Annotated in this window: 17 protein-coding genes, 8 pseudogenes and 1 other annotated feature; of the genes and pseudogenes, 11 read left to right on the top strand and 14 right to left on the bottom strand. The window is 59.0% G+C overall.

Annotated elements, in window-relative coordinates:
* Window positions 1–3 precede the first annotated feature (3 nt).
* Window positions 4–389 (top strand): annotated as a pseudogene (locus HJB82_RS24880) (IS6 family transposase); the annotation flags it as partial.
* Between the two features lie 382 nt (window positions 390–771).
* Here HJB82_RS24880 and HJB82_RS24875 read toward each other — a convergent pair.
* Window positions 772–1,371, bottom strand: coding sequence for a peptidoglycan-binding protein (locus tag HJB82_RS24875; protein ID WP_221141809.1), 600 nt, complete (start codon window positions 1,369–1,371; stop codon window positions 772–774).
* Between the two features lie 156 nt (window positions 1,372–1,527).
* On the opposite strand from HJB82_RS24875, the gene HJB82_RS24870 reads away from it, so the two are divergent.
* Genes HJB82_RS24870 through HJB82_RS24855 form a run of 4 tightly spaced genes read left to right on the top strand, consistent with a single transcriptional unit; the run spans window position 1,528 to window position 2,660 of the window.
* Window positions 1,528–1,761 (top strand): hypothetical protein, encoded by a 234-nt coding sequence (locus tag HJB82_RS24870; RefSeq protein WP_207584490.1) that lies wholly within the window; start codon window positions 1,528–1,530, stop codon window positions 1,759–1,761.
* Window positions 1,761–1,943: a hypothetical protein gene (locus HJB82_RS24865; RefSeq protein ID WP_207585203.1), complete on the top strand. Its 183-nt coding sequence runs from the start codon at window positions 1,761–1,763 to the stop codon at window positions 1,941–1,943. The genes HJB82_RS24870 and HJB82_RS24865 overlap by 1 nt, the downstream gene beginning before the upstream one ends.
* Before the next feature lie 37 nt (window positions 1,944–1,980).
* The gene (locus HJB82_RS24860; protein ID WP_207584491.1) at window positions 1,981–2,235 is read left to right on the top strand and encodes a type II toxin-antitoxin system Phd/YefM family antitoxin; all 255 of its coding nucleotides are present in this window, start codon (window positions 1,981–1,983) and stop codon (window positions 2,233–2,235) included.
* Window positions 2,235–2,660, top strand: coding sequence for a type II toxin-antitoxin system VapC family toxin (locus HJB82_RS24855; protein WP_207584492.1), 426 nt, complete (start codon window positions 2,235–2,237; stop codon window positions 2,658–2,660). The genes HJB82_RS24860 and HJB82_RS24855 overlap by 1 nt, the downstream gene beginning before the upstream one ends.
* A 109-nt stretch (window positions 2,661–2,769) precedes the next feature.
* Here HJB82_RS24855 and HJB82_RS24850 read toward each other — a convergent pair.
* From HJB82_RS24850 to HJB82_RS24835, 4 genes and pseudogenes are all read right to left on the bottom strand, one after another.
* Window positions 2,770–2,979 (bottom strand): annotated as a pseudogene (locus HJB82_RS24850) (cysteine hydrolase family protein); the annotation flags it as partial.
* Between the two features lie 25 nt (window positions 2,980–3,004).
* The gene (locus tag HJB82_RS24845; RefSeq protein ID WP_221133013.1) at window positions 3,005–3,859 is read right to left on the bottom strand and encodes a transglutaminase family protein; all 855 of its coding nucleotides are present in this window, start codon (window positions 3,857–3,859) and stop codon (window positions 3,005–3,007) included.
* 16 nt (window positions 3,860–3,875) lie between these two features.
* Window positions 3,876–4,319: a response regulator gene (locus HJB82_RS24840; RefSeq protein ID WP_311044413.1), complete on the bottom strand. Its 444-nt coding sequence runs from the start codon at window positions 4,317–4,319 to the stop codon at window positions 3,876–3,878.
* 273 nt (window positions 4,320–4,592) lie between these two features.
* Window positions 4,593–5,210 (bottom strand): TetR/AcrR family transcriptional regulator, encoded by a 618-nt coding sequence (locus HJB82_RS24835; RefSeq protein ID WP_221141807.1) that lies wholly within the window; start codon window positions 5,208–5,210, stop codon window positions 4,593–4,595.
* A gap of 89 nt (window positions 5,211–5,299) precedes the next feature.
* Between HJB82_RS24835 and HJB82_RS24830 the strand changes: the two genes are divergently transcribed.
* From HJB82_RS24830 to HJB82_RS24820, 3 genes and pseudogenes are all read left to right on the top strand, one after another.
* On the top strand, window positions 5,300–6,073 hold the full coding sequence (locus HJB82_RS24830) for an SDR family oxidoreductase (RefSeq protein ID WP_207584495.1): 774 nt from the start codon (window positions 5,300–5,302) through the stop codon (window positions 6,071–6,073).
* A 1,220-nt stretch (window positions 6,074–7,293) separates the two neighbouring features.
* A pseudogene (locus tag HJB82_RS24825) lies at window positions 7,294–7,582 on the top strand (hypothetical protein); the annotation flags it as partial.
* Window positions 7,569–8,150: pseudogene (locus HJB82_RS24820) on the top strand (zinc-binding dehydrogenase); the annotation flags it as partial. The pseudogenes HJB82_RS24825 and HJB82_RS24820, both read left to right, overlap by 14 nt.
* Before the next feature lie 96 nt (window positions 8,151–8,246).
* On the opposite strand, the pseudogene HJB82_RS24815 reads toward HJB82_RS24820, so the two are convergent.
* Window positions 8,247–8,392: pseudogene (locus HJB82_RS24815) on the bottom strand (IS630 family transposase); the annotation flags it as partial.
* Between the two features lie 510 nt (window positions 8,393–8,902).
* Window positions 8,903–9,298 (bottom strand): annotated as a pseudogene (locus tag HJB82_RS24810) (DUF4010 domain-containing protein); the annotation flags it as partial.
* Between HJB82_RS24810 and HJB82_RS24805 the strand changes: the two are divergent.
* Window positions 9,296–10,849: pseudogene (locus tag HJB82_RS24805) on the top strand (heavy metal translocating P-type ATPase); the annotation flags it as partial. The pseudogenes HJB82_RS24810 and HJB82_RS24805 sit on opposite strands and share 3 nt — an antisense overlap.
* Here the strand turns inward: HJB82_RS24805 and HJB82_RS24800 are convergent.
* Complete coding sequence (locus HJB82_RS24800) at window positions 10,846–11,670, bottom strand: universal stress protein (protein WP_221141803.1); 825 nt, start codon at window positions 11,668–11,670, stop codon at window positions 10,846–10,848. The pseudogene HJB82_RS24805 and the gene HJB82_RS24800 overlap by 4 nt on opposite strands.
* 111 nt (window positions 11,671–11,781) lie before the next feature.
* Here HJB82_RS24800 and HJB82_RS24795 point away from each other — a divergent pair, with 111 nt between their 5' ends.
* A complete protein-coding gene (locus tag HJB82_RS24795) occupies window positions 11,782–12,240 on the top strand; it encodes a pyridoxamine 5'-phosphate oxidase family protein (RefSeq protein WP_221117176.1) in 459 nt (152 codons plus the stop codon).
* Between the two features lie 395 nt (window positions 12,241–12,635).
* Window positions 12,636–12,830 (top strand): annotated as a pseudogene (locus HJB82_RS24790) (IS66 family transposase); the annotation flags it as partial.
* A gap of 62 nt (window positions 12,831–12,892) precedes the next feature.
* Here HJB82_RS24790 and HJB82_RS24785 read toward each other — a convergent pair.
* The 6 genes from HJB82_RS24785 to HJB82_RS24760 all read right to left on the bottom strand — a co-directional run bounded on the left by HJB82_RS24785 (window position 12,893) and on the right by HJB82_RS24760 (window position 17,840).
* A complete protein-coding gene (locus HJB82_RS24785) occupies window positions 12,893–14,209 on the bottom strand; it encodes an ATP-binding protein (protein ID WP_221141801.1) in 1,317 nt (438 codons plus the stop codon).
* Window positions 14,206–14,793 carry a response regulator transcription factor gene (locus tag HJB82_RS24780; protein WP_221117177.1) on the bottom strand — a complete coding sequence of 196 codons (588 nt, stop codon included), beginning with the start codon at window positions 14,791–14,793 and terminating at the stop codon, window positions 14,206–14,208. The genes HJB82_RS24785 and HJB82_RS24780 overlap by 4 nt, the downstream gene beginning before the upstream one ends.
* Window positions 14,790–15,356 (bottom strand): cytochrome b/b6 domain-containing protein, encoded by a 567-nt coding sequence (locus HJB82_RS24775; RefSeq protein WP_221117178.1) that lies wholly within the window; start codon window positions 15,354–15,356, stop codon window positions 14,790–14,792. The genes HJB82_RS24780 and HJB82_RS24775 overlap by 4 nt, the downstream gene beginning before the upstream one ends.
* Window positions 15,357–15,359: 3 nt before the next feature.
* On the bottom strand, window positions 15,360–15,626 hold the full coding sequence (locus HJB82_RS24770) for a PepSY domain-containing protein (RefSeq protein ID WP_207585185.1): 267 nt from the start codon (window positions 15,624–15,626) through the stop codon (window positions 15,360–15,362).
* Window positions 15,627–15,975: 349 nt separating this feature from the next.
* The gene (locus HJB82_RS24765; protein ID WP_221133017.1) at window positions 15,976–16,284 is read right to left on the bottom strand and encodes a hypothetical protein; all 309 of its coding nucleotides are present in this window, start codon (window positions 16,282–16,284) and stop codon (window positions 15,976–15,978) included.
* A 324-nt stretch (window positions 16,285–16,608) separates the two neighbouring features.
* Window positions 16,609–17,840 (bottom strand): IS3 family transposase gene (locus tag HJB82_RS24760; protein WP_259674002.1). Its coding sequence is split into 2 segments (ribosomal slippage): window positions 16,609–17,549 and window positions 17,549–17,840, totalling 1,233 coding nucleotides; the frame shifts between segments, so codons are not numbered across the junction.
* Window positions 17,440–17,556 (bottom strand) — a sequence feature (AL1L pseudoknot). Its footprint overlaps the gene before it by 117 nt.
* Window positions 17,841–17,945 lie beyond the last annotated feature (105 nt).

Raw genomic sequence — 17,945 nt, 5'->3', positions numbered from 1 at the left:
GCGTTGTCACGTTGTCGTTGGCTTAACGGTTGGCAGATAGAGCCGGCTAGATGAGCACGTCGACGATCAGCTACAAGAACCACCGCTTTCCACCGCAGATCATCGGCCGCGCGGTGTGGCTGTATTTCCGGTTCCCTTTGAGCCTGCGGCTGGTCGAGGAAATGCTCCTGGAGCGCGGCATCGTCGTTTCTTATGAAACGATCCGGCGATGGGGCCGCAAATTTGGCCCGGCCTACGCAAAGCAACTGCGCAGAAAGAAACCGTCGCAGAAAGATATCTGGCATCTGGACGAGGTGGTGATTTCCATCGGCGGTCGAAAGCATTGGCTGTGGCGTGCCGTCGACCAGGACGGTTACGTTCTCGACGAAATCGTCCAGACCCGCCGCGATAACTGAACGCGTTGTAAGCTAGGTCGCCGACTTTATCGAAGGCGTGCCCGTTCGCTTTGAGGAAGGCCGGTCCTCCGCGGTCATGTCGCCTTGGGCGGATCCTGGAAATGAAGAGTATCGGAGAAATAAGCATAGCGCCGGCCAGCGGCCGGGATTCCGGGAATTCTCGACGCGCAATGAGCGGAAACCAGGGCAGCCGCAGGAGCTTCATCATAGTGGCCCGAAGGGGAAGCTGGACCGACTGCCCCGCTCCTTGCGCTCCGCTTTCGTGGGGCAGGTGGGAGTTTCGAGGGGTGAGGCGTCGCTCGTCCTTGAATAGGCCCGCATAGATCGTAGAGCATCGCGCCTCCCGCTGACCAAAATGACGCCGAGAGGCGAAGTCTCAGCGCGATGCTCGACGCCGTCCATTGGCGATGGGCGCCTTCCTCGATCTTCCCCACAAGAACACGAACACGCCGAAAAAAATGAGCATGACAATGAAGTAGCTCGACCCATCGCCTTTCTTGTCCGCTGTCGGGCTCGGCGCGGAGGCAGCGGGCGTCACCTGTGCCTCGCGTATCGGCAGTTTCGTTGGTTCGGACGACGATCTTTCCGACGTGGACGTCTGCACGGCAGGTGCGGGGACGGCATCCTGCGTATTGGCTGCAGGAGGCGGTGTGGAGGTGGCGATAGACGGAAAGAGCGTCCATAACGAATCTTGGGTGATGACGCCAGTCGGGATGAGATCATGAGCGCGTTGAAATCCCTTCAACGCGGAAATGGATTTTGTTCCCCAGATGCCGTCTGGCACCCCCGCGTCGAACCCTTGTCCCGCCAACGCCTTCTGAACGTCGCGAACCGGTCGGATATCCGCGAACGATTCCGCCGCCGACACTGCTAAGAGCATATATGCAAACAGCAGCGTCGCGTATCCTGCCTTCATCCCCATGCTGCCGTCGCCCTCGCCGAGATGCAAATATACACCACCAGGTTTACTATCCAAGATGCGAAACCTGCATCCGGGTCGAATTCCCGGCGCTTTCATATCTCGTTGAAGCAAAGCCCAAAAAAGTCTGGATCAACTCTCGCGATAAGATTCTGGAATCGTCGCAACCCGGCTATATTCGCATCTCCTGGTTGCTCGTTCGGAATGACATTCGTGACTATAGACATTGCGCCGATCTTTCGGCCCTATCTCGATGAAGCGATCGCACGCTTCTCTTATCTACATCCTGACGTGGACGTCGCGACCACCGAGCGGGGCGTCGCGCTGAGCACTTCCGATCCGGCTATAGTTGCTGAATTCCGGCATACGCTCTACCGCCAGAAGATTCATCGCGAGACCGACACGCTTCGCCGGGCGGTGATCGAAAGACTGCTGCGACGAATGTGATGCCGCTGAAGTTCCGCCCGACTGGCGGGCACGAGTTGATCTTCTGCGATGATGCCGGCGGCTTCTTCCGGTCGAGCGACGCTTTCCTCGAGCGCTTTACGCCTGCCGACTGTCAGTCGCGCAGCTTGCGATCGCTGCCCCGCGAGCCGCTGCATCTTGCAATTCCGATTTATGCGGATTAAATGTGGTTACGTAACCACGAAATGCTGGAGGCTGGCCATGACCATCACCACGCTGTCAGGCCGAGAACTCAATCAGGATCTTGGCCGCGCAAAGCGCGCCACCAAGTCTGGGCCTGTCATCATCACCGACAGGGGACGGCCTGCGCATGTTCTCCTGTCATTCGAGGAGTACAAGCTGCTTACAGGCAAAATGCGGACGCTCGGTGACATGCTGGCGGCGCCAGGTGCAGAAGACGTTGACTTGCCGCTCCCGCAGCGCACGGAACATGCCCAGCCGGTCGACCTATCCTGATGATGTTGCTCGATACCAATGTCGTGTCCGAACTGCGCAAGGTCGCGAGCGGCAAGGCTGATCCCAATGTCGTGGTCTGGAACGAAACCGTCGATCCGGCCCAGACCTTCATTTCATCTGTCGTCCTGCACGAACTGGAGATTGGCGTTCGGCTGGTGGAGCGTAATGATGCCGCCGCCGGGAAGGCGCTTCGGAACTGGCTGGAAAATACCGTTCTCACTGCGTTTTCCGGCCGAATCCTGCCTCTGGACGAGGCGGTGGCAGTTCAGGCGGCCCGATGGCATGTGCCCAACCCCAAACCGATCAATGACGCTTATATTGCAGCGACAGCCTTCACCCGCCGTATGACGCTGGTCACGCGCAACATCAAAGATTTCGAAGGCACGGGAGTTGCACTCGTGAATCCGTGGAATCTTCCGACATAGCATCCACAGCGATCGTTCGTGTGGCGCAATTAATTGTAGCCTGGTGGGAAACGACCGCCTGACAGCCGCCTGATGTCAGAGGTTCGCGCGTGGTTTCATGCATGAGCGAGCTTTCTAGAATGTCGTCGACACGGGCGGTCCAGCCGACGATAGCGCCCTGCGCGCGGATCATGGCGATGGCTGCAGCTTTGAATTCGGGGAAATAGCTTTCCGTCGCCTCCTCGGCGAGCAGGCATTCATAGCCGCGGTCGTTTGCTTCGCGCATCGTCGTCTGCACGCAGACTTCGGTGGTGACGCCGGCAAAGACGAACTGACTAAGTAGAGCAGGCGAACGTCATCTGCCGCTATTCTCGTGTCTCGACCACCTTGACCGACACGTCCAAATCCAGGAAATCGTCCGGCATTCCCGTATATCCGCCGGTAACAGGCATGATCTGTCCATTGTTGCGGGCAAACGCTACGGGAATAAGACATGCTTCTCCCACTCGTCGATGGGTGGGATCAAACGCAATCCAACCGGCTCCCGGAAGATAGACTTCCGCCCAGGCATGTGTCGATCCGCCGTCGTCGACAGATGCCCGCGGGTCGTAGATGTAACCGGAGACAGCACGCGCACCGAACCCTAAGCAACGAACAGCTTCAATGAAAAGCGCTGCGACGTCCCTGCATGAGCCACTGGCCTGCTCCAGTGTTTGTTGCGGCGACTGTGTGCCTTCCTCGTCTCGGATGCGATAGCTGACATCTGTCAGAATGCCGGCATTGATGTCTTTCAGGAGCGAAAGCGTGTCGGTCGGGCGGCTGCCCGCGAACGCTCGGGCCCAATCCGCCACACGACTACCAGGAGAGGTCGCGGCAGCAAACGCCCCGAGGTCGGTCTCGTCTTCGGTCGAGTAGGTGAAGGGATAGGCATGCGCCGAGATGTCTATATTGAAGACCGGCCACGGGTCGGCGGTCTGCTCGACAACGGCAGCACTGGAGATCGTCAGTTCGCAGGTCCGTTCAGAAAACGTCACCGTCGCGACCGTGTTGCCGAAAACGTCCTTCGACCAGTCGATCGACCCGTTCGCAGAACAGTCAATGCTGAAAGACAAGGTCCGAAGCTGTTGGTCGGTCCTGGGCGACAGGATCAGGCGGTGCGCAAGCAGCCCGACGGGCCGCAAGTAACGATAGGTCGTTCGATGCTTGATCTGAAGTTTCATGATGATTTCCCGGCCGTCAGACTATCTCAGACATAGGCCAGGGAAACGGCGCTCGTAAAGTGTACGCGCTTTGCGGACTCCGTTGTGGCGACGAGACTTCTTCTCGATGTTCGGATTCAATAAGGAGCTTGAAGCATGTCATTAGGGGCTTGGTAGCGTACGGCTTCCTGACAAATCTAAAGCGGTGCGGTAGCAACGACTGTCGCAGATTTACGACCCCGGACGTCATAACAATCGCTAGCTTTGGCCATCTTGCATGAACGCGCACCGCGAGTTGGACACCATCTATTGGGCCTTTCATATTAACGGATGTGAACACGAGACTGATGTCGTCCCGCATTTCCAAGATCTCCAGCGCATCTGCGCCATTGGATGCCTCGGCTGTCTCATAGCCGGACCCTTTACACGCAACTACCGCTTCCGCGCGGATGCCCCGGTTCTCTTCTACAATTAGGATCACGTGTTTTTGAGCATGGCCGTTCAACAACTTGATTTACCCAGCAAAGAGTTTAGCGACAGAACTATCAAATCACCAATGCTGCGGCGCAGCAACAAGATATTGGCAGCGCTATCTGCCGAGCCATGCGCTGGATTGTCAAATTGGAATACAGCGGCTGAACGGCGGGGTCGCGGGTTCATGTCCATTCAAGGCGCCTTGGGCGAACCACCGATAAAGTTCTGCGACGCTTGCGATAAGCCCGTAACGGTTCACGTGTCTTCGGCCGAACTCTGGTTAGGTACTACGCTTCCCAGGCCAAGCCGTGAGTGCGACATCAATCAGCCGCTTCAGCAGCGCATTGCAGGCGCCATCGCAGGCCTGTGCGGCCATGCCCTGGATAATTGCACCGTAGAAGCGCGCGAGCGTATCGGTATCGGTTTGCGCCGGCAATTCGCTTTCCTCAACGGCGCGGTCAAAGCGGGCTTTCACGGTTTTGATCGACGCCTCGCGCAATGCTGCCGTCATCCGCGCGACGGATGCATTTTCTTCCGCATGCTGCAGCACGGCTGTCGATACCATGCAACCTCGCGGCTTGTCCGGTTGGGTGTCACCGTCAGCGATATCGTAAAGGTAACGGCTCAGGGCTTCATAAACTGGAAGATTAGATTGGAGGATTTCCGACCGTCGGCTGGTTTCACGGGCAATGCTGAAGTCGAGCGCCTGACGGTACAATTCCTCCTTTGATCCGAACATCGAATAAAGAGTCGGCGGATTGATCCCCATGGCCTTCGTGAGATCTGCGGTCGAGGTTCCTTCGTAGCCGCGTTCCCAGAACAGCCGTGCCGCGATGTCGAGCCCAACGTCGCGATCGAGCGCGGGCGGTCTGCCTCGTTTGCGGACGGGCTTTTCCATTAAAATAGTGGTCCCTATTAAATGCGTTGACAGAGGGTTTTCTGCTATTATTATAGGGGTCACTATTTAATTTAGCAACGGAGTGGTCCATGTCCCAAAGACTAGCAAACAAGATAGCCCTCATTACCGGAAGCTCGCGCGGTATCGGCCGGGCGGCCGCCCTTGCGTTTGCGAGGGAGGGTGCCGCGTTGATTGGTGTGCACTACACCGCCAACGCGGATGCCGCTAATGCCACGGTACGCGACATTGGGGCGCTTGGCGTCAAGGCTGTCGCTGTGAAAGCCGATCTCAGACACGGCAAGGACGCGGCCGATAACCTCTGGGCCCAGTTCAGCGAAGCCGCGCGTATAGAGACGGGCTCATCCGCTCTGGACATTCTGGTGAACAATGCGGGTATCGCGCCGGCGTTACCGTTGGAGCAGACGAGCGAAGCAGCTTTCGACGAGGTGATGACGATTAACTATAAGGCGCCGTTCTTCCTGATCCAGGCAGTGGCGGACCACATCCGCGACAACGGCCGCATCATTAATATCTCCACTGGGTTTACGCGGATCGCTGCGCCGACACATCCTGCCTATGCGGCCTCCAAGGGGGCGCTGGAGACATTGACACTGGCACTGGCACCTGAATTTGCAACTCGGGGGATTACGGTCAATGCGGTGCTTCCGGGTGTGACGGAGACGGATATGAATGCCGAGTGGCTGGCATCGCCGGACGCGCGCGCCGGCGCCGAAGCGCTCTCGGTCTTCTCACGTGTCGGCCGGGCGGAGGACGTCGCTGACGTTATCGCTTTCCTCGCATCGAACCATGCGCGCTGGACGACGGGCCAGATGATCGATGCGACGGGGGGTGCGCGGATCTGATCGATCCTAAGACTTTTCTGTGTTTGCAGCCATCCAAACCGCGGCACAGGATGCATCCTCGACGAGGTACCGGTTTAGGTCCGCTTCCCCGTTAGTCCATAAGGCAGAATCGCGCTCGCCAGGCGCGATCATGTTTTCATCCAATCGGCGGGGCGCCTGCCTAAGCTGGCAGGATCGTTCCTCGCATCCCGAACAGCCTCAACGCGCCGACATTAACTCGCCCACCAAGAACCTCTTTCGTTGGAGGTTGAATGTTCCGGTAAACGGCGGCGTAAACGGACCTGGCCGCGACAAGCCAACTCATCCTCAATGAGCAGCTGCCAACGTGTCCTCCCCCTGTCGGCGGTGATCGTGGACTGGACACATATCTTCAGTGTGTCGTTTCGATTAAAAGTCGCGTAATCAATTTGTTGAAAAAAAGATGTGCCGAGGATCGCTGTGTTTCGCGATTACCTCCGGCGCGCAGGCGAGCGTATATGGAACGCGCTTGCTTTGAATCTCGGGTGCGACTCAAGTTCCTCAGTAACATTTCGTACGAAGCATTCCTTCGAAATTCGGTGTGCTGCTGCAAGCTTTTACATCTCGAGCAAGATTCGCCTTCGCTATTGTTGCCTGCTCTCGACGAGGAGCATCTTTGTTGGCCGCGGGAAAGCTTGTGCAACTGGGCAGAAACGTTCCCGCACCGGCGAGGTAAACGGCTATGATCGTTCGACGCACGATGACTACCTCCATATTGCTTAAACGAGGCAAAAAGCAGTGTTGCCCGATCCACCTTGCGTTACGCCCCATTCAAAAAGTATATGTTTGAATTCAACTGATATGTCAGCAGTTCATTTCCCATCAAGGCGTTTGATCTGAACAGAAAAAGCTCGATCGCGCCGATCTAGCTGCGATCGGCATTGTCCTGACCGTCACGCCTATGACAGCAGCCAATGGTTCACGCGAGGGCGAATGCAATCCCACGGCGCGGGATCCGGGGAAAGCTAGACGAGAAACGCATCGAATGCCCTTACGTTCGGATTGTCGCGCCGACTTTTCGGCCACAGCGCCGTTATTTCCCGTCACCAGACTGCGCAACGCATTCAGTGAAAGCGTGTCGGCATGCTCGGGGGAGGGGAGCCGTTTCTTTGCCATCCCCGGACCGAATCATGATTTGCCCGGTCTTAGGAATCCCTGCGCCGACCAACAGGGTTCTACGCGCCGGGTTATGCACACTTTCTATGGGCGGTCGCCGAAATGCTGCCACCGATTTTGCCCCACGTACCCGGATGGAGCCGGCCTTCCGCGCCGGCATCGCATTGGCGCGTCTCGATGCGCGCATTGCCCGCTCGCCGGTTGGCGCCGGCTTCCTCAAACGATCCCAGTTTGCCGATGCCTGTGCCTCGTTGTGGATCGACGGCGAGCTTGTGCATCTCGAGGACCTCGTCCCCGACGACGCCACTCGCGATATCCGCACACCCACCCAAGCTGACCATCACCCGCTCGCGCCGGCGCATCGCCGGCCAAGCCAGTGGAAGTAGGTGATGTCATGGAGGGCGAGACCGTCTGCGAAGTCATTCAATCGCGCAGCCATTCTTTCAAGGCCGGCGAAGTCGTCCGGGCGATGACCGGATGGTGCACTCATGCAGTCGTCGATGCCACGAAGGTCAAGCATGTCGAGACGCATGGTGCGCCTGTGTCGACCGCGCTCGGCGTTCTCGGCATGCCTGGCTTCACTGCGTATGGGGGCATGAAGGTCATAGGCCAGCCGAAACCGAAGGAGACTGTCGTGGTCGCCGCTGCATCCGGCCCCGTCGGATCGCTTGTGGGTCAGATCGCGAAACTCGCAGGAGCCCGCGCCGTGGGCGTGGCCGGCGGCAAGGAGAAGTGCGACTACGTCAGGGACGAGCTGGGGTTCGACGCGGTAGTGGACCATCGTTCCCAAGCGTTCGCTTCGGAGCTTTCGAGCGCTTGCCCGGACGGGGTGGATGTCTATTTCGAGAATGTCGGCGGACATGTCTGGGAAGCCGTGTCCCCGTTGCTGAACTTATATGCGCGTGTCCCGGTATGTGGGCTCATCGCTCAATACAACGGCCCCGGCGTCGTCATCTCAACAATAAGGGAAATGCTGGCCGCGTAGGGATAAGCGAACGCGGCAATCGCCCTAGCTCGTCCAAACAAGGCTATGCCCCACTCGATCGAGCGCCTGGATCTGGTCTTCTCATCGACAGACAGCACGATGGCGTGGGCCGGTGGGTCGATATAGAGGCCGACGACGTCTCGCAGCTTTTCGACGAATTGCCGATCGTTGGAGAGCTTGAACTGGCGCCAGCGGTTTGCCGACGTTCCATCGCTCCAGATAGGCGCCACGCTCGCTCGACCGGACCGGCTCGGATTTCTCAGCGCACGAAGGCGGCAACCGCACGTGAAGTCCGAGGTGCATCTCGCCCTGCGCCGGCACCATAGGCCGGCCGGAAGGATCGGACCGCAGAGCCGCGAGGACAGAACCGGCGTCTTTCTCGGCTGTATCGCCACGCCGCTGCTGGTTGAGGAACACCTGCTCGAAGGCCACCCCGTCCGTTGGCTAGCCAAAGACGCTGGTTGCCAAAATTGATTAGAATATTGTTCCTCCAATATCGAACTCACGAGCCGCCGTCATCTGCTCAAGGGTTTGGTACCGCCAGGCGGCCAGGGTGCTATCCGAGCTTCCGGGTTCGCCTGGTGCCTTCGCGGCCACTGCATGCGCGGTTGAAGGAACCGCTGCAAGGACCGCGATTCCCATCGAGAAGACGGAACACTGTCTTGCAAGTGGCGAGGCTTTATTTTAGCCGCTGCCGGGTTTGTCTTTGCTCATGTCAAGAGTAGGCCCGCAACGCCGGCAACCATCGCGCCAACGGTTGCGACTGCCAGTCGACCGGCAAAACCGATACTGCCAGTGCTTGCCGCTAGAGCGAACTTGGCGAAAAGATTTGCGGAGGCCGCGGCCGCTATGGCCTGAGCGGCAGCATCTGCGGGCACACGGAGCGAGGAAAGTTTCGCCACGGAGAGCGTTATCGCGTCGAGATCCCCTAGGCCCGTGATGAACGCTACCGCGAACAGTGAGTGTGTTCCGAAAACCGTCAGTGCTACCCGCGTCACCACTGTCACAACGGCGAGAAGGAGCGCAAAGCGGAGCACCACGACCAATTCAAGCGGATTACTGGGCGAAAAATCTGGGGTGTCGTCAGAACGTCGATAGAAACCGGCGCGATTGTCGGTCTCATGTACTCCGGCGGCCAGTACTTGGAAGCCTACGCGCATCGTTGCGCCGACGAAGGAATGTCGGCGCTGCTGGCACAAGTCCCACGCACGGCGCTCCGACTGGGCGACCGCGGCGTCGACGAAATCCCGATCGAGACGATCGTCATCGGGGACGCCCTGCTGATACGAAAGGGAGACGTTGTCCCAGCCGATGGAGTCCTGCTCGGCGAGATCGCGACGATCGACCAGGCGGTGTTGACCGGAGAGCCATTTCCGGTCTGCGTTGCCAGGGGTGCCCATATATCGAGCGGCGCGACCAACGTTGGCGACGCAATCGAGATCCGCGTTCTAAGCCGCGCAGAAGATAGCGCCTACGCCGGAATAGTCAGGTTGGTGGAAGCGTCGAAGCGATCCAAGGCGAAGCTGATGCGACTTGCCGACCGGTTCTCGGTATGGTTCCTGTTTATCACGATCTTCGTCGCCGGCGTGTCGGCAGCGCTTTCCGGGGATCTGTCGCGGATCGTGGCCGTCCTTGTCGTCGCGACGCCTTGTCCGTTGATATTGGCCGTTCCCGTTGCCCTTGCCGCAGGGACTTCGAAAGCCGCCAGGGAGGGTGTTCTGGTGAAAGGAGCGGGCCCCCTTGAGGCTCTTGCCCAGGCATCCGTGGCCGTTTTCGACAAGACAGGAACTCTAACCGCAGGACAGCCCGAGGTCGGCTTGATAGAAGGCCACGAACATCCCGAAAGAATTTTGCGGCTGGCCGCCTCTCTGGACCAAGCTTCGGGCCATGTGGTCGGACGCGCGCTTGTCGACGAAGCACATAGACGCGGCTTGACTCTGAGCCGCCCTTCGGAGGTGACCGAGATTGCCGGATCGGGAATCACGGGGATTGTGGACGGGGTGCGCGTCAGCGTTGGAGGCGACACGTATCTCGAAGAGTCCCAACCGTCGGTCCCGTACCGTTCGAACAACGCGATGCGTGTAAAAGTCGTCTTCAATGGGCAACCGGCCGGGACAATCGCGCTCGAAGACCGGCTTCGCGCCGACGCTGTTGAACTCGTCAAACAACTCCGCGCATCGGGGATTTCCCGGCTTGTTCTCGCTTCCGGAGACGAGCTGTCGATAGCGACCGCCATAGCTCACTCCCTGGGACTGGACGATGTCAAGGCGAGGCTCGCGCCGTCGGACAAGGTCGCCGTTATCGAAAAGGAGCGCGTTAATGGGCGGGTGCTGATGGTAGGCGACGGTGTGAATGACGCGCCCGCGCTGGCAGCCGCCGACGTCGGGATCGCTGTGGGCGTCACGAACCTTGCGGCGGCCGCGGAGGCGGCGGACATCGTCCTCGTCAGGGACGACCTCACCAAGATCGTTGCGGCGATCGGCATCGCACGCCGGTCCCGCACGATCGCGCTCCAGAGCGTCTATGCCGGTATCGGTCTCTCGGTCGTCGCGATGGGTTTCGCGGGCGGGGGCTTCCTGCCACCGGTCGCCGGTGCGCTACTCCAAGAGGCAATCGACGTGGCGGTGATCCTGAACGCGCTTAGAGCCCTATCCTAATGAGCGAGAAGGACAGGTAGCTCGGACTTGCCCAGCAATTCCCGAGTGACGCCGCCGAGGATGAATTCTCGAAGCCGGGAATGGCCAAATCCTCCCGCGACCAGTATATCCGCCTTGCGTTCGAGCGCAGCCGTTTGAATGGCTGCAGCCGCACTCTCTCCCCCAGCTTGAACCGGCACATCCTCGACCTCGAACCCCGAGTGCCTCAGCGAGGCGATCAAAAGCGAGCGGTTCGCCTCGTCGATCTGCTTGTCGTCAGTAATCGAGATGACCTGCAATTTCATCGCGCGCTCCATGAAGAGATGAGCACAGGAGATAGCACGTGCCGCGGCCGCGCTGCCGTCCCAGGCGATGGCAACCGTGTCCACGCGAGCGCAGACGCTGGATGTTGGAAACAACAGGAGCGGGCGGCCGCTTCCGAAAAGAAGTGTCGCGGAAAGTTGGCGGGTCAGCTCGCAGGCCTCCACGATCGACAGGTCATGAACCATCGATATCTCGGCGAAAGAATTATAGACGTACGGCTCCCTGGTCTCGAAGCCGCGTATCCTGACCTCGATCCCGGTTTTGGAAACCGCATCGGCTATATAGCTTTGGATCGACGATCCGCTGTCCCGGCTGTAGGTCTCCGCCTGCGCCCTCCAACTGTCGACGTCGATTGTCGTCGGGAACGGCTGATGGATCGGCGGGACCCGTACCTGCGGGATGCTCGCTAAGAGATCCGCGCCGTGCTGACGGGCGAGATCGATCGCGTTGTCGACGATGGTGAACGAGCTGGCGTCGGGGCAGGTCGACAATGGAAGATGGAGGAGCTGCGGCTTCATGCGGGCCTCCTGAGGTTAAGGCTCGAGAGGACGTTTGCATTGCGCTTGATCAAGGCGGCTTCCGACGAAACTCCTATCATCTTGCCTTAAACATAAGGGGAGAGCATGGCCATGACGATGAAGCTCAGGGAGATCAATCCGGTCGAATGCTACGGCATCCTTGAAAATGCGCGCTTTGGTCATCTCGCGTGCTGCAAGGACGGCCAGCCCTATGTCGCGGCGATCTACTTCGCCTTTTCGGGCGGTGTCGCCTACAGTTTCACGATGCCGGGCAGGAAGCTCGATTGGATGCGGGCGAACGACAAGGTCTGCCTTCATGTCGAACAGCGTCCGGCGGGCGACGGGTGGACGAGCGTCATCATCGAAGGCCGGTTCGAAGAGTTCCCGGACAGCGGAGTGTGGCAAAGCGAAAGGATGCGGGCCTGGTCGCTTCTGCAGAAGCACATGGACTGGTGGGAGATCGGCTCCATGAAGCCCCAGGAGCTCCCCGTGCTCGAAGTGTCGCCGCATGTCTTTTACGGCATCGCCGTCACGAGCGTATCAGGAAGGAGAGCGTCCGACACCAACTGACGTCCTGGCGCGACTCGAGCGGTCGTCCGCAGAACGAAAAATGGAGCAGGGCGCGCGCTAAACGGCATGGTCTACGACCGAGCCGAACACGTCCCAATCGGCGGCAATTGCGACGAGATTGGCGCCGACTTCTTTGCCGATCAAAACGATGACCTGGAACCGATTGCTCGCACACGCGTGAACCGAAGCGGGAGTGTCGACGGGCCGGCCCCATCGTCTTGCCGGCACAGGTCATAGGATTAATCATCCATCCGGCCATCGCGATTACGACACCGGTCGGACCTAAGACCCGAAAAACTCACCTGTCGCCCACCGCTCGACGCGACGAACACAGACCTTCTGACCGAAATACGGATGCCAAGGGTAATGAACTTCCACTTCATCGCCGACTTGGGCGGAATGAACGGGGGACGGCTCTCAAACGGAAGGACGCTCTTTTTGTCGGGCATGGCGCAGGGGCTGAGAACTGGGCGATCATCGCCTCGCTTATCAAGATCTGCAAGCTCGCCGTCGATCTGCTGGCCTACCTGACCGCGACGCTTACCGCCAATAGCCACAAGCAGAGCAAGATCGACGAGTTAATGCCATAGATCACCCCATAATCTGGCAGAAACGCGCGGTATTGAGTGCAAATCGTGCAAAGCGCACCGCTTTATCGGAAGTCCAATTCGACGATATGTCCAGAATTCGATCGTGATGTCGAGAACGACGCTTGATGTATTTCTACTATGCGTCCGACAATCTTCAGCCCGATCCCAAGGCTGTCAGGGGGGCTGGACGCGCTTTTATGAAGCGGCGAGAGTTTGGGGGAGCGATCCTCGACTGCGATGGTGCCGTTGCCCACACAAACTATCACCACGGTGTGATCAGGGGTGTGCCTGACGGCGTTCTCGATCAAATTGCGAACCGCGTCTCTTAGAAGAGAAGGCGCACCCCTGAATATGGTGCTTTCGACCTGACTGAAGAACTCCAGCGAATGTTTGTTTTCGTAAACCCAGGGGGCTAGTTGCGCCACGACGGATGATGTTAGCTCCACGAGGTCGACCTCCTCGAACATGCCGTGATCAACGCTGTCGAGCCGAGCAAGGGCGGTAAGCTGAGCAACGAAGTTCACCAGGTCATCAAGGTCGGCTTCTGCCCTCCTGGCACGGGGATCATCGATATGACCGAGTTCCAACTTCAGCGCCGCAAGCGGTGTTCGGATTTCGTGGGCGATCCCGGATGTCAGGACCTTCTGCGACATCATCAACTCGCCAACGCGCTCGAAGGCGCGGTTGACTGCGGCTGCAAGATGCGCAACTTCCCGCGGCATTTGGTCGAAGTCCAAATGCGAACGTGAATCCATAGGGTCAATCCGGTCGGCTGCATCTGCGGCAGCTCGGACCGGCCGCAATGCTTGGCGGACAGACAACAAGGTTCCACCAAGTACGAGCACGAGGAGAATGCTCATCGGCACAATCAGGTGTTCAATCACCTCGTTCCAGAGGACGTCAGACATAATGTCAGAGGGATCACCGATTGTCGCGATGTCGACGAGGAAGCGCTGATTAGCAATTACGAACGCCCGCCCGCCGACCAGCGACAGAGGCTTTCCAGGTACCAAAGATCGCAGCCAGAAGTCCGGAGGGTTCACATCGGTTGGGAGGAAGCGATCCTCACAGGCGGCGTCGCACGATTGGAACACCAGCGCACCGTTTGCTGCACGAATTCGGGCAACATAACCGCTGTCTCCTTTATGGTAACGTTGCTGCACACTATCTGGAAGACGGTAGCGAATGCTGGATTCTTCCACTGTGATCCCGGCCGCAAGCCGCTCTGTTTCCTGCTCAACGAACAATCGAGATAGCTCACCAACATTCCAGTAGTAGTCCGAGAAGACGATGGCAAGTTGCAGAAGCATGGCGAAGAGCGCGAAGAACGCGATCCGGCGAGCGAGAATGCCCCCTAGCGTCGCGCGCGACTGGCTCAATCACGCACCTCACGCATCAGATAGCTCACGCCCCTGATCGTCTCGATTGATAAGTGGGTATTGTGCCTCTCTAGCCTCTTTCTGAGACGGGATACGGCCAGTTCGACAGCGTTACTGCTTCTCTCATCGCCAAATTCCGAGAATGTATGCTCAATCCTGGCTTTGGCGACAACTTTTCCACCATTGCGCATCAGCAATTCGAGCAATCCTGGCATGGATGTGACGGGCGACCGGCGGATAAGTGCGCGTATCCGCGCAGTGAGTTCGCCGTTGTGGAACGGCTTAGCCAGATAGTCGTCAGCGCCGGCATCAAGTCCGGCGATCCGTTCGTCGATCGCACCTCTTGCAGTTAAGGCAAGCACTGGCGTCTGGGTGCCCGCATCCCTGAGCGACTTCAGAACGTCGATCCCATCTTCATCAGGGAGACCGAGATCGAGCAGCAGCAGGTCGTACTCCCCTTCTCGAAGGGCCACGCGTCCCTCCTGTGCGGTCTCGAACGCGTCGATCTTCCAACCCTCATCGCGGATTGCCTCGGAAAGAAGCCCACGAAGCCGGGCGCTGTCCTCGATGAGCAGAATCCTCATGCCTTCTTTCGACCCGTAACCATCGACCAGACGAGATTTTCTCGATGCCTCCAGCTTTCCACGATAGCAGCGCCAGCGTGGACGAAGACGAGAACCATAATGCTGTTGGCGATGGTGCCGTGCAATTGTTCAAGCCATTTTTCGCCCCAGAAGGCGTCCCACGTCGTCATCCAGCCTGTCAGGGCAGTTGCCCCAAGAAGAGCGATAAGCAAGAGCATCATCACCGATGCCAGCGGATTGTGGCCGAGGTATCGCTTCTCTTTGCGCTGAATGATCCCGCTGATTTGATCCTTGACCTTGCGCGGTGTCGGAAAGAACTCGGTGAATCGCGCATGCTTCGTGCCAACAAGGCCCCAGACGAGACGAACGATGATCGCTCCCGCCACCACGTAACCAGTGATGCGATGCCAGTATTTCCCTTCCTCCAGGATGAAAAGGTTGAGTGTGCAAGCTGTGACAATGGTCCAATGGAAAATACGGACGATCGGGTCCCAGACCTTGACGCTCTTTTGTGCGGTGTCGGAGGGCGATACGCCCCCCTTCGTCGACGAGATCACCGTCATCGCTCAATCGCCCTTCTGCACGATGTCACCGGATACCGGATTGAAGTAGACCTCGGCTCGCTTGCCCTCCTTATCCTTGCCGTAGATTTCATAGCAGTTTCCCGTGACTTCGAAGGTCTTGACCTTGTAGCCGAGCGTATCGATCTTCGCCTTCATGGCGTTCTCCGACATCCACTTGGACTTCGGCTCTTTTGTACAACTCGGGCTGGCCAACGCCAGTGCCGGTACTGAAGCGACGATTGCGACTGCGGTCATCAGTTTCAACATAATCATGCGGTCCTTTGCTTACACCCAACCGGGCGACGAACCGAGCAATAGAATTCTCCAGCTGTCCGTTTGCTGTCAGACGGTACGAAAGGTGCTCTCGGCGACTCATTCAGGCGTCAATGTGCGAGCGCCACGGCGGTTACGGTCGACCGCGGCGCCTCCGTCAGTCTGTTCTCGGCGTTGGCTGCAACGCCGGCCGCAGCAGTCCCGCCCGGCCATCGAAGACGTCGGTCCCTCCGCGGCAAGAACGGGGTGACGGCTCCCGTCGGGAGCGACCTACATGCGGGTGGTTTCGATGAACCGGAGCATGCGTCACGATCCTCGGCCGATGGCGCAGACGGTGGCGTACATGTCAGTAGACGTCCTTCCCAGACAGGCCGATAAACTCGGTCGTCAGACCTTCGATGTGGGCTTCCTTGAGGAGACGGTCGGCGCTCATGATGTCGAGGCACATGGCTCCGTTGAACGACTGCCTCAACGGGCAGCAAAAGTGATCTCTCACCCACGACAAGCCTCGCGGCGTTGCCACCGTCACCTCCCAGCGATCCTCGTCCCGGCGCTCGAGAACCAGGTCGGTGGCGTTCCGCTCGACCGGGGCCAGCCCGGCGGTCGGCGTCGCGGCTGTTGTCTCCTTTTTATGGATGATGCCATCATCGCGCATGTCCGTGTCCTTCGGATGAAGCCATGGTTTAAGGTCCTATCCAAGCAGGCTATCGGAGGCGGCGCGCGCGGTCTTTGACGCGCATCAATCCTTGCGTTTGACGGACGCCGCCGTTTGGGAGGGCGATAGCGTTCCGAAGGCGATATTGCCAATGGAGAATAGCTTCAAGGCCATGGTACTCGAACAGGTAGGTCGTCCGCTTCGCCTTGTAGAGCGACCGGATCCTTCGCCGCCGCCCCTCGCTCATGCGAACCAAGTGCTAGACGATCTGCGGGCCGGCCGCATTGAACCGCGCCGGGTTTGCCGGAGACCGTTTGGTTTAAGTTATGCGGCCATGGCTGGTTCGTCCAGCATGGCGTAGTAGCGTTCCTCGGCCTCGACTGGGCGCATGTTTCCGATGGGCTCCAGAAGGCGGCGGTGGTTGAACCAGTCGACCCATTCGAGCGTGGCGAACTCCACCGCTTCGAAGTTGCGCCATGGTCCCCGGCGATGGATCACCTCGGCCTTGTAAAGGCCGTTGATCGTTTCGGCGAGAGCGTTGTCATAGGAATCGCCAACGCTGCCGACCGACGGCTCGATGCCTGCCTCCGCCAGCCGCTCGGAATACTTGATTGACACGTATTGCACGCCCCTGTCGGAGTGGTGGATGAGCCCGCCGCGATGGATGGGCCGCCGATCATGAAGTGCTTGGTCCAGAGCGTCGAGGACGAAACCTGCATGGGCAGTCCGGCTTGCCTGCCAACCGACGATGCGGCGGGCGAAGGCATCAATGACGAAGGCCACGTAAACGAAGCCCTGCCAGGTCGCGACATAGGTGAAATCGGAAAGCCAGAGCATGTTGGGTGCTGGAGCCTTGAAGTGGCGATTGACGCGGTCGAGCGGACATGGGGCAGACCTGTCCGACACGGTGGTTTTGACTGGCTTGCCGCGAATGATGCCTTGAAGACCCATCATTCTCATGAGCCTTGCGACGGTGCAGCGAGCGATATCGAAGCCTTCTCGCTGCAACTGTCGCCAGACTTTCCGCACGCCATAGACCTGGAAGTTCTCGTTGAACACCCGGCGTATCTCGACTTTCATGGCAATATCATTCCGTTCGCGGGCCGATAGGCGGTCCACGTCCGTGCGCTTGGCGATAACCTCATAATAGGTGGACGGGGCAATCGGCAGCAGTCTGCAGATCGGCTCGACCCCGAGCACCGAGCGGTGTTCGTCGATGAAGGAAATCATCGCTTCAGTGGGCGGTCGAGCTCCGCCTGGGCAAAATACGCCGAGGCTTTGCGTAAAATCTCATTCGCCTGACGAAGCTCGCGGTTCTCCCGCTCCAGAGCCTTCATCTTCTCCGCCACGTCACTCGGCAAACCTGCACGCTTGCCGCTGTCGACCTCGGCCTTCTTCACCCATTCATGGAGGGTATGCGCCGAGCAGCCGATCTTGGCCGCTATCGATGATACCGCCGCCCAGCGCGATGAGTGCTCGGCTTCATGTTCCGTCACCATCCGAACGGCGCGGGCGCGGACTTCAGGAGAGAATTTGTTCGTCGTCTTGCTTGTCATAGACCCTACTTCTCACGAGTTGGGGTCTCCGGCAAACCCGGCGCGGTTCACTGCAATGGAACGCGCAATGACGGCACCTTTAGGGAGAAGTCACCAAAGGCATCC

This window comes from Rhizobium sp. NZLR10 (genome assembly GCF_019685125.1).
Classification (GTDB): Bacteria; Pseudomonadota; Alphaproteobacteria; order Rhizobiales; family Rhizobiaceae; genus Rhizobium.
Note: the sequence above shows the minus strand (reverse complement) of the source record. Positions and strands in the feature narration are given on the sequence as shown.

What these genes read in the sequence shown, in the direction of transcription:
- HJB82_RS24865 (WP_207585203.1), top strand. Translation starts at nt 1,761, where the DNA reads ATGCCGCTGAAGTTCCGCCCGACTGGCGGGCACGAGTTGATCTTCTGC.
- HJB82_RS24860 (WP_207584491.1), top strand. Translation starts at nt 1,981, where the DNA reads ATGACCATCACCACGCTGTCAGGCCGAGAACTCAATCAGGATCTTGGC.
- HJB82_RS24855 (WP_207584492.1), top strand. Translation starts at nt 2,235, where the DNA reads ATGATGTTGCTCGATACCAATGTCGTGTCCGAACTGCGCAAGGTCGCG.
- HJB82_RS24845 (WP_221133013.1), bottom strand. Translation starts at nt 3,859, where the DNA reads ATGAAACTTCAGATCAAGCATCGAACGACCTATCGTTACTTGCGGCCC.
- HJB82_RS24835 (WP_221141807.1), bottom strand. Translation starts at nt 5,210, where the DNA reads ATGGAAAAGCCCGTCCGCAAACGAGGCAGACCGCCCGCGCTCGATCGC.
- HJB82_RS24830 (WP_207584495.1), top strand. Translation starts at nt 5,300, where the DNA reads ATGTCCCAAAGACTAGCAAACAAGATAGCCCTCATTACCGGAAGCTCG.
- HJB82_RS24800 (WP_221141803.1), bottom strand. Translation starts at nt 11,670, where the DNA reads ATGAAGCCGCAGCTCCTCCATCTTCCATTGTCGACCTGCCCCGACGCC.
- HJB82_RS24795 (WP_221117176.1), top strand. Translation starts at nt 11,782, where the DNA reads ATGACGATGAAGCTCAGGGAGATCAATCCGGTCGAATGCTACGGCATC.
- HJB82_RS24780 (WP_221117177.1), bottom strand. Translation starts at nt 14,793, where the DNA reads ATGAGGATTCTGCTCATCGAGGACAGCGCCCGGCTTCGTGGGCTTCTT.
- HJB82_RS24775 (WP_221117178.1), bottom strand. Translation starts at nt 15,356, where the DNA reads ATGACGGTGATCTCGTCGACGAAGGGGGGCGTATCGCCCTCCGACACC.
- HJB82_RS24765 (WP_221133017.1), bottom strand. Translation starts at nt 16,284, where the DNA reads ATGCGCGATGATGGCATCATCCATAAAAAGGAGACAACAGCCGCGACG.